At 40.4% G+C, this 10,406-nt stretch carries 9 protein-coding genes and 1 pseudogene; 3 read left to right on the top strand and 7 right to left on the bottom strand.

Annotated elements, in window-relative coordinates; all coding sequences use genetic code 11:
• From HADU_RS05720 to cadR, 7 genes are all read right to left on the bottom strand, one after another.
• Positions 1-649, bottom strand: a 649-nt coding sequence (locus HADU_RS05720; protein WP_004777953.1) for an IS6 family transposase, incomplete at its 3' end; no start/stop codon positions are given.
• A gap of 157 nt (positions 650-806) precedes the next feature.
• On the bottom strand, positions 807-1,706 hold the full coding sequence (locus tag HADU_RS05725; RefSeq protein WP_008304330.1) for a cation diffusion facilitator family transporter: 900 nt from the start codon (positions 1,704-1,706) through the stop codon (positions 807-809).
• Between the two features lie 86 nt (positions 1,707-1,792).
• Positions 1,793-4,951, bottom strand: coding sequence for an efflux RND transporter permease subunit (locus HADU_RS05730; protein WP_008304332.1), 3,159 nt, complete (start codon positions 4,949-4,951; stop codon positions 1,793-1,795).
• Positions 4,941-6,176 carry an efflux RND transporter periplasmic adaptor subunit gene (locus HADU_RS05735; protein ID WP_004281853.1) on the bottom strand — a complete coding sequence of 412 codons (1,236 nt, stop codon included), beginning with the start codon at positions 6,174-6,176 and terminating at the stop codon, positions 4,941-4,943. The genes HADU_RS05730 and HADU_RS05735 overlap by 11 nt, the downstream gene beginning before the upstream one ends.
• 1 nt (position 6,177) lies before the next feature.
• Positions 6,178-7,545, bottom strand: a complete 1,368-nt coding sequence (locus HADU_RS05740) for a TolC family protein (RefSeq protein ID WP_004281854.1) — start codon at positions 7,543-7,545, stop codon at positions 6,178-6,180.
• 49 nt (positions 7,546-7,594) lie between these two features.
• The gene (locus HADU_RS05745) at positions 7,595-8,005 is read right to left on the bottom strand and encodes a hypothetical protein (protein ID WP_004733191.1); all 411 of its coding nucleotides are present in this window, start codon (positions 8,003-8,005) and stop codon (positions 7,595-7,597) included.
• A gap of 141 nt (positions 8,006-8,146) precedes the next feature.
• Positions 8,147-8,539: a Cd(II)/Pb(II)-responsive transcriptional regulator gene (cadR, locus tag HADU_RS05750; RefSeq protein WP_004281856.1), complete on the bottom strand. Its 393-nt coding sequence runs from the start codon at positions 8,537-8,539 to the stop codon at positions 8,147-8,149.
• A gap of 90 nt (positions 8,540-8,629) precedes the next feature.
• On the opposite strand from cadR, the gene HADU_RS05755 reads away from it, so the two are divergent.
• The 3 genes and pseudogenes from HADU_RS05755 to HADU_RS05765 form a co-directional block, all read left to right on the top strand.
• Positions 8,630-9,910 carry a cation transporter gene (locus tag HADU_RS05755; RefSeq protein WP_004781070.1) on the top strand — a complete coding sequence of 427 codons (1,281 nt, stop codon included), beginning with the start codon at positions 8,630-8,632 and terminating at the stop codon, positions 9,908-9,910.
• Between the two features lie 11 nt (positions 9,911-9,921).
• Positions 9,922-10,182, top strand: coding sequence for a FeoA family protein (locus HADU_RS05760; RefSeq protein WP_004665962.1), 261 nt, complete (start codon positions 9,922-9,924; stop codon positions 10,180-10,182).
• A pseudogene (locus tag HADU_RS05765) lies at positions 10,172-10,366 on the top strand (FeoB small GTPase domain-containing protein); the annotation flags it as partial. The gene HADU_RS05760 and the pseudogene HADU_RS05765, both read left to right, overlap by 11 nt.
• Positions 10,367-10,406: the final 40 nt, after the last annotated feature.

A 10,406-nucleotide genomic window follows, 5' to 3' on the forward strand; every position in this document is an offset into this window, starting at 1 on the left:
AAAATGACGATGCTTGTCCTTTACGTAGTGCACGCATGACTTCAATACCTTTAATTGTGGCATAAGCCGTCTTCATAGATTTGAATCCTAATGTGGCCCTGATGATCCGCTTTAGCTTGCCATGATCACATTCAATCACGTTATTTTTATACTTAATCTGCCTGTGCTCAAGGTCTGGTGGACATTTACCTTCCCGTTTTAACCGTGATAAAGCACGTCCATATGTGGGTGCTTTATCCGTGTTGATCACTTGTGGAATTTGCCACTTCTTCACATTATTTAAAATTTTTCCAAGAAAACAATATGCTGATTTGGTATTACGTCTAGAAGAAAGATAAAAATCAATGGTATCGCCACGTTGATCGACTGCACGATACAGATAAGACCATCGTCCATTCACTTTTACATAGGTTTCATCAATATGCCACGAGCTCAGATCTGTAGGATTACGCCAATACCAGCGTAAACGTTTTTCTATTTCAGGAGCATAACGTTGAACCCAACGGTAAATAGTCGTGTGATCAACATTCACACCCCGTTCGGCCAGCATTTCCTGCAGTTCACGATAGCTAATGCCATATTTACAATACCAGCGCACAGCCCAAAGAATGATTTCGCCCTGAAAATGCCGACCATGGAAAGGATTCATATGCTGCACCTTTAGCTAAAACAGTCTTCAGCTTACCATTCGTGGTTATTTGCAACAGTGCCGTTTAAAGTGCGTGTGATAAATAGAAGTGTAATACAGGAAAATGGTAAGGTTTATCAGCCTAGTCATCTGTCCATTATGTAGAAAGAGCAGCACTTTAATGTTTATGCTGTTCCAATGTATTACATTCCTTACTTTCTATTTGTAACGTAATTTCAGTAATATTATGATTATGTTTTAGAACTTCTAAGGCCTTTTGATAGAGTTGATCTGGATTGCTATTCGGAGCAACCAAATGAGCAGTTAAATGAATATTTTTTGAGGATATAGCCCAGACTTTCAACTGATGAATCCCTTCAACGCCCTCTAGCTTCAATAAATCATTTCTTAACGACTCAATATCAATCTCATCAGGAACTCCTTCAAGCAGAATATTAATACTTTGTTTTAATAAAATCCAAGTTCGAGGTAAGACCCAGAAGCCAATTAACACAGCGATTACGGTATCAACCCACATCCACTGGGTAAAATAAATAACTATTCCTCCGATAATCACGCCTATCGATCCTAGAGCATCACTAAGAACTTCTAAATATGCACCTTTTATATTTAGACTTCCTTCAGCACTAGCAGAAAGGATTTTCATTGAAATCAAATTTACGACCAAACCAATGACCGCGACAATCATCATTTCAACACTTTGAATTTCAGCAGGGTTCGTAAAACGTTGATAAGCTTCATATACAATATATATTGCTACCACAAAAAGCATCACCGCATTAAACAGAGCCGCTAAAATTTCAAATCGCTGATAGCCAAAAGTTCTTTTATCATCTGCGGCTTTTTTACCAATTTTGATAGCGGCAAGAGCAATAGCTAAAGCGGCTACATCAGTAAACATATGAGCTGCATCAGATAACAAAGCCAAACTTTGGGTAATAAAAGCAGCGACAACTTCTACTATTAAAAAAGTAGTCGTTAAACCTAAGGCAACCATTAACTTCTTACTATTTTCTTCAGTAACAACCGCATGGCTATGATCATGATGTTCTGACATAAAATATTTTCCTTATTCTATTTATGATGAGCAGAGATATTGGATAACAGCCAATATCTCTGCTGTAAATCGACTAATCTATTGGATTAAGAAACTTTCTTTTCATTCATCCAGCGGTACAGTACGGGCAATAAAACCAATGTAAGCAGGGTAGAGGAGATAATTCCTCCAATAACCACTGTTGCTAAAGGTCTCTGTACTTCTGCCCCAGTTCCGGTTGCCAAAGCCATCGGGACAAACCCAAGGGACGCCACACAAGCGGTCATCAGCACAGGTCTAAGACGCAAAATTGCACCCTGCCACGTTGCATAATAAAGGTCATATTGCTGTCGCAACTCTTTGATAAAGGTGAGCATGACTAAGCCATTCAGTACAGCCACCCCCGATAGTGCAATGAAGCCAACCCCTGCTGACATGGATAATGGAATGTCACGCAACCACAATGCGATTAAGCCTCCACATAAGGCAAACGGGACACCACTAAAGACCAGTAAGCTTTCTTTGATATTATGGAATACAGCCATCAATAAAATAAAGATCGTCAACAATGCGAGCGGAACCACCAATTGCATACGCGCTTTTGCAGACATCAGATTTTGAAATTGACCGCCATAATCTATCCAATAACCGCTTGGTAATTCCTGTTTGGATAACGTGCTCTGAAGTTCTGTTACGAATGAGCCTAAATCGCGTCCTTCTACATTTGCAGTAATAACCACCCGACGTTTACCATTTTCACGGCTGACCTGATTAATACCCAGGATATTTTCAACGCGTGCCACATCTTGCAGTTGGACTAAACCACCATTTGGCAATTGAATAGGAAGTACCGCTAACTGCTCGGGACTACGCTGGGATTCATCTAGACGGATAACAAAATCAAAACGCTTGTCTCCCTGTAGAATGGTTCCAACATTTTGACCACCGACACTTGTCGCCACCAGATCCTGAATTGCTCTTACCGACAAGCCGTATTGTGCTGCTCTGGACTTATCCACCTCTACATTCAACAAGGGTAAGCCGCTGGTTTGCTCTACATTAACGGCTGTCGCGCCTGAAATTGATTTAATTTTCTGAGAAATCTTATTCGCTTCACGATTCAGAATTTCCATATCATCGCCAAATAACTTGACACCCACATCACTTCGCACCCCTGAAATTAACTCGTTAAAACGCAGTTCAATGGGTTGCGAGAACTCACTGTTATTTCCCGGCAATGTCGCTAAGAAAGTAATCATTCTTTGGCGAAGCTCATCAATCGTTTGTTTTGGATCAGGCCATTCATCATGAGGTTTTAACAGTACCACGCCATCTGAAATGTTGGGTGGCATGACATCTGTGGCCACTTCTGCTGTACCGGTACGGGCAAAGATTGCTTTAATTTCAGGAAATTCTTTCAACAGTAACTTTTCAGTATTTTCCTGCATTCTCAGTGACTGTTCTAACCCTGTACTTGGGGAACGCATTTGCTGAACAGCAAAATCACCTTCACCCAGTTGAGGTGCAAACTCGCTACCTGTTTGAGTAGCTAGCACACCCGTAAGCACTAAAATACAGGCAGCCACAATAGTCACAAATAAACGAAGCTCATAGGCTCTATCTAAAAGCAATTCATATTTAGTTTTAAGCCAATGCATCCAGCGACTTTCGGTTTCCTTGACTTCTCCAGTGACAAATAGGGCAACTGCGGCTGGCACAAAAGTGACAGATAAAATCATGGCCCCAATTAAAGCCAGTACAACCGTCATTGCCATAGGATGGAAAAGTTTGGCTTCTACACCCGTCAGGGTAAAGATAGGTAGATAAACTACCAAAATAATTAACTGTCCAAAAATCAGAGGACGACGCGCCTGTTTTGCAGCCAAGAAGACTTCTTTAAATCTTTCAGAACGGCTAAGTAAACCACCTTTCAGCTTCTGAGCTTCTGCTAGCCGACGGATACAGTTTTCTACAATAACCACTGCACCATCAATAATAATACCGAAGTCCAGTGCCCCTAAACTCATCAGATTTGCACTAATCTTCTGCTCTGCCATTCCCGTCAAGGTAAACAACATTGACAGTGGAATAACGCAAGCCGTGATCAGCGCAGCACGGAAATTACCTAGAAAGAGAAATAAAATAACAATGACGAGGATTGCACCCTCAATCAAATTTTTCTGAACGGTTTTGATCGCCCGATCAACCAAATGCGTACGGTCATACACAGTCTCAATCACCACACCTTTAGGTAGCGATTGCTGGATCGATTGCACCTTTTCATCAATGGCTTGAGCAACGGTACGGCTATTTTCTCCCATCATCATCATGGCAATACCCAATACAGTTTCTTCACCATTATAGGTTGCAGCCCCTGTTCTCAAGTCATGACCAATTGAGACATTGGCGACATCTGCCACCCGAATCGGATAGCCGTTTTTATTGGCAATACTGATGTTCTGGATATCTTCAATCGTGTTTAAAGTGCCAGGAACACGAACCGTTAGCTGTTGTCCATTTTTCTCAATATAGCCAGCACCACGGTTTTCATTATTCTCTGTTAAGGCAGTTTGTAAATCAGACAAAGGAATTTGCAATTGTTGCAATCGGTTCAGATCAGGGGCAACCACATAGGTTTTATTAAAGCCACCGATACTGTTGATCTCCGCAACGCCTTTTACGCGCTGTAATTGCGGTCTTACAATCCAATCCTGAATTTCACGTAAATCCATCGCCGAATAAGCGGTCCCATCCGGCTTTTTAGCATTTGGTTCGGCTTTAATCACCCATTGATAGATTTCACCTAAACCTGTCGAAATAGGCGACATGTTAGGTTGCACATCTTCAGGCATTTCTCCCATTGCTTCTTGCAAGCGCTGGTTGATAAGCTGTCTGGCCCAGTAAATATCCGTGCCATCTTCAAAAATGATGGTCACTTGCGATAAGCCGTAGCGTGAAATCGAACGGGTTTGTTCCATTTTCGGCATGCCTGACATGGCATTCTCAATTGGATAGGTAATCCGCTGTTCCATTTCTAAAGCCGTAAAACCATTGGCTGAAGTGTTAATCTGCACCTGAGTATTGGTAATATCTGGTACAGCATCAATCGGTAACTTTTGATAACTATAAATACCAATAGCAATCCAAGCCGCAATAAACAGCATGACCCAGATTGCGTTATGGATAGAAAACTGGATCAGTCGATCAAACAGTCCTTCAGGTTTTACCGATTCGTGGTCTGGAATTTGAGGAGTTTCAGTGCTCATGTGAAGCCTCTCCTTTTTCCAGCTCGGATTTCAGTAAAAAACTGCCTTGAGCGGCATATTTTTGTCCCTGACTAAGCCCACTCACCACTTCAATCCATTGGCTCTCCCCAGATGATTGCCCTAATTTCACAGGTTGCGGACTGAATTCAACTTTTTGTCCATGCTGAGTGGCGACAAAAACCACATCTTTTCCATCGACATTCTGAACTGCGGACTTAAGTACCCGTAATGCGGTACTTTCACTCCGTTGTTGCAACTGTACGTTCACCATCAAGTTTGGACGTAATTCGGTTGCATTCGATTCAACTTTTGCTCGCACCTGAAGACGACCTGTTTGAATATCCGCTTCAGTATTTAAAGTCTGAATAACAGCTTGATAAACCTTTTCTGTTTGCAAGGATTTAAATTCGATCTTTTGATTCGGGGCTAAGCCCATAATTTCAGAATTTGGAACAATAAACTCAAGCCAGAGTTGATCTAACCGGTCTATCGTAAAGAGTTGATCGGCTAACTGAACATTTTCCCCGAGAACCAAATCCTTTTTACTGATCACGCCAGAAATGGGAGCTTTCAAAATATAGCGTCCGTTACTGGCATTCACTGCACCAAATGCACTTAAACGTGATTGGGCCGCTTGAACCTGAATTTGTGCCCGTTTATAGCTGTTATAAGCACGTTGATAGTCCTGTTTTGCTGAAATGCCCTGTGACCAAAGCTGACGCTCACGATCATAGTCTTGTTTCGCCAGTTCAAGGTTGGTTTGTTCAATTTTAAGATTGGCCTGCTGATCAACTAGATCAGGAACAAGCAACGCAGCCAAAGGCTGTCCTTTCTGAACTTTTTGACCGAGTTCTACATAGACATTTTCTACATGACCACTAAAACTCGGTGAGACGTGCGCTTGCTGGTCAGTATTCACATTCAGTTTGGCAGGATAAGAACTTAATTTAACCACCGGGCCTTGATCGACCGCTGATAATTGTATGCCCTGTTCCACCAGTTGCTTGGCAGTCAGGCTCACACCTTCTGCATGCTCTTCGGTTTCACCGCCATGTTCTTCTCCGCTTTCTTCCTCTGCATGTTCATCTGATGTTTCCGATTTATTCTTACCAGTTAAGATCAAAAAAATACTGAGGAGTACGGTAGCGCCGATAACCAAACTAATCAGTAGAGGTTGAGAGATTTTTCCGCTCTGTTTTTTTAAGCTGTTTTTAAGATCGAACATGTTAATTTCCCCCACCAATGACAGGCATGGCCTGTATGTCTTGCCATAAGTTTTGATTGATTTGTGCAATAGCATCTTTCGACATGACTTCACTTGGGCTAATGCCTAAGCTCAAACTTTCTGCTTCAATGGCCTTTTGCCAGCCATCCCGTAACAACTGGACTTTACGCAGACGGATGTCTTGTAATTGAAGCGTGGCTTGCTGAACATCGGTTAAAGCAAACTTGCCTGCCAAGAAACCTTGTAGCGTCTTACTTTGAACTTGAGTCGCCAAAGGAATTTGAGTCTCGTCAACGACTTTGAATTGCAGCTCTAAACCCTGCAACTCGGTTAAAATTGTGCCTATTTGCAGCGCATTTTGCTTCAGATAAAACTCTTTCTGACGCTCTAATAAGTTCATTTTTTCTTGCGCGATTTTTATGCCATTTTGCTGACGATCGAAAATATTAAGCGGTACACTGACTCCGACTACTAATTGATTTTGTGTGGAGTTTTCCAAGGATTGGGTGCGGTTGACACCTAGGTTTAAAGTGGGGTTAGGACGTGCCTTTGCCCTTAGTTGATCAACCGTTGCTTGAGACTCTAATACCAGTAAAGCTCGATATTTCTCAACGTAGTTTTCCGCTAAATATTCTTGAACCTGTTCATGAGTCGATTTTGGCCAGAGCTTTTGTGAAGAGAGGTTTACCTGCAATGACTTATCAGACGTACCCCATAAATTTGATAATTGTTGGGTGGCCACTTGTACCTGTAAGTCTGCCTGTCTAAAAAGACGGATATTTTCAGCATGGCTTAAACGTGCGCGATTTACATCTACTTGGGCAATACTGCCTGCATTAAAGCGCTTTTCGATTGCTTGAAGGTTTTCTTGGCTCACCCGAAGTTGTTCATTGACAATGTTTTTTTCAAGTTCAGCAATGGCCAGTTGTGACCATACATATTTCACTGCAAGCTCAATTTGTGCTTGATAAATCTTCTGTTTCAGCGCTGTTTTATCTGTAGAGAGACTGGCTAATTTTTGGTTTGCTCTTCGCTCACCAAAAATATCCAAGGGTTGTGATATGCCAATGGTAAGCTCTTTTTCATTATTTGAACCAAATCCCGTTTGTTCAACTGACAGTTCAGGATTTTTAAACAGCTTACTTTGCTGAAGATTCGTGGCATTAATGCTGTTTTGCGTTTCCCAGAAATTTTGGGACGCTTGATATTGGTTAACCTGCTCAATAGCTTGCTGCAGCGTTAAATCTTGAGTACTGGCGACTACGGAAGTACTGAAGCTGATCATTGCAGATAGCAAGATACCGCTACCTAAGGCTGACCAGGATAAATTCAGGATGGAGGTATCCTGATGTAATTTGTTTTTTGACATGAAAATGCCCCACGCATAATGAAATTAGGAGTGGTGGGCTTTTATAAGACTACCCCACCAATAGTAGGGGCAAATCGGGAGGCGGGGTTAATTGATCCAGATAAGGGGGTTTATAAAAAGTTATTCCCAAATAAGTTGGGGTAATGCCGGTCTCAAAATTAGCTTTAAGCTTCAGATCATCGGGTGGGTCAATCTGAATCACGATTGTATTTGAGAAATGACTGCACTTTTCGTTAAAACAAACCTTCTGACAATAGTCATAGATTTCTTTATAGTTTTCTAGGGAATAAAGTGCTTGACGAGGACTATCACTCTTTTCGTCTAAATCGATTGGATTAGAGAGTATTGAATTGGGTATGTTTGGCATTTCATGCAGACAAGCAGCCTCTGCCACACTCCAAATATTCTGGAATGTGAATAAGAGTACCAATATCTGGATTAGAAATGTTTTTCTCTTCATACACAAATCTGTATTTAAAACACCAATCGGAAGCTAACCAAAGCTATCTAAGATCTGATCACAAAATTTAAGTCACCTTAATCTTTTTGCAGCCTTAAGTAAAGATATACAGAGTTTTTGAAAAAGCATAGGTCTAGATAATCAAGCTAGATTTTTTAGAACTCCACATTGGTCAATTGTACATAAACCATCACAAGTACCTCTTAAATCAGATAATTGTTCAATAAGCTTTTGTTGCTTGATTATATTTTCTCTGATAGCACTGACATGTAAGTCAATTAATTCATTCACATCTGAACAATTTTTCTTGGGATTATCTTTATAGGTGAGTAATTGACGAATTTCATTCAAACTCATATTTAAAGTTCGGCAATTCAAAATAAATTTAATTCGCTCAACATAGCCTATATCGTAAAGGCGGTAATTTCCTTCCGTTCTTTCGGGTTCCGGAATTAAACCTTCCTTTTCATAAAACCTAATTGTTAATACTGAACATGAGGTTTTTTTAGAGAGTTCACCAATTTTTAAATGCATTGAGTTGGTATTTCCAAAAAATCTTGACTCTATAGTAACTATAGGGATTCTAATATTCAAAGTTTATAAATTTTTTTAATGGGTATAATTATGAGTGGTTGTGGATGTAGTAAAGAAACACCATGCAAAGATAAGAAATCTCAACAAGAAAATCATCCATCAATTGCAGAAGCAAACAATTCAAAGAATTGTAATAATACGCTTAGCTGTTGTGGTGAAGAGGAAGAAGAAAAATCTTCATCTCCTTGCTGTAACACTTCAAACAGTTGTGAAGATACCGCTCAATCCTGTTGTGGTTCTGATCCCAAAGAAAATTTAAGCACTGAAGACGTTTTAAAAAATTCGCACTACATGAGTGAATACTTAGTTCCCAAAATGGATTGTTCTGCGGAAGAACAGATGGTTCGTATGGCGCTATCTTCAATTGATGGTGTTCAAAAACTCATCTTTGATTTACCTAACCGGTCTTTAAAGGTTCTACATAATCAAAAAGATGAAAATATAACTACCAAACTTGAAGCTTTGGGTTTTGGTGCAAAGCTTGTGAAGACTGAAACTTATATAAGCAATCAACAAGCTAAGCAAACAAGTACCTACACCATTCCTAAAATGGATTGCTCTGCTGAAGAGCAAATGGTCCGTATGGCTCTTGCAGATATTGAAGCAGTTAAAGGTCTTACTTTTGATCTTCCCAATCGAAAACTGAAAGTCTTCCATAATGAAGGGAGTCAGCAAATTACGGCCAAACTTGAAGGACTGGGTTTTGGGGCGAAACTTGATGAAACACAGCTTTCTTCAGGCGATGTACCTAATGAACCTGATCCTGTGAGACAAGCTAAAGTACTTAAACTGTTATTAGGCATTAATGCTCTACTTTTCTTTATAGAATTCATCAGCGGAATTATTGCTGCGTCTACAGGATTGATTGCTGATTCTCTAGATATGTTTGCCGATGCAGCCGTTTATGGTATTGCGCTATATGCCGTCGGAAAAGCTGCGAAATATCAAGTGAAAGCAGCCCATTTCGCAGGTTGGATTCAGTTATTACTTGCTGTCATCGTGATTATTGATGTCATTAGACGATTCATGTTTGGAAGCGAGCCAGAATCAACGCTCATGATTGTTATTGGCCTGCTCGCACTTATAGCTAACGTGACATGCTTATATCTTATTTCTGGTCATCGAGAAGATGGCGCACATATGAAAGCCAGTTGGATTTTCTCGGCGAATGACGTTGTCGTAAATATGGGCGTTATATTTGCCGGTGTACTCGTGGCGTGGACGGGATCAGCTTACCCAGACTTAATCATTGGCATCCTGGTTTCTTTATTCGTGCTTAATGGCGCTCGAAAGATTTTGGCTTTGAAGTAAGAGTATCGAAAATGAATCTATTTCAAGTTAAACAAAATCAGATCGTCAAAATTAGAGATCTCAAAAAAGGTAATCAATACAGTCATACCACTGATCCCGTATTGGAACGGCTCCAACTATTAGGTTTTAGAGAGGGTGAAACTCTACAAGTACTCGCTAAAGGTGTTTTTGGCGGAGATCCTGTTTTAGTTCAAATTGAAACTTCAAGATTCGCATTAAGAAAGAATGAAGCTGAAAGAATTTTTGTAGAGTTAGTATCCAATGAAGATTAAGAACATTGCATTAGTCGGTAATCCAAATTGTGGAAAAACCTCTTTATTTAATACGCTTACTGGTACGCGACAAAAAGTTGCCAACTATGCTGGGGTTACCGTAGAAAGAAAAGAAGGTTCTTTTAAATTACCTTCTGGTGATGCAATACGAGTATTGGACAGAGGTGGTCCCACTTGTTTGAACAACTAAAAGCGTATTTATAAGTGATATTCCGCTCTAGTTA

This window comes from Acinetobacter sp. HA, from assembly GCF_000264725.1.
In the GTDB taxonomy this organism is placed as follows: Bacteria; Pseudomonadota; Gammaproteobacteria; order Pseudomonadales; family Moraxellaceae; genus Acinetobacter; species Acinetobacter schindleri.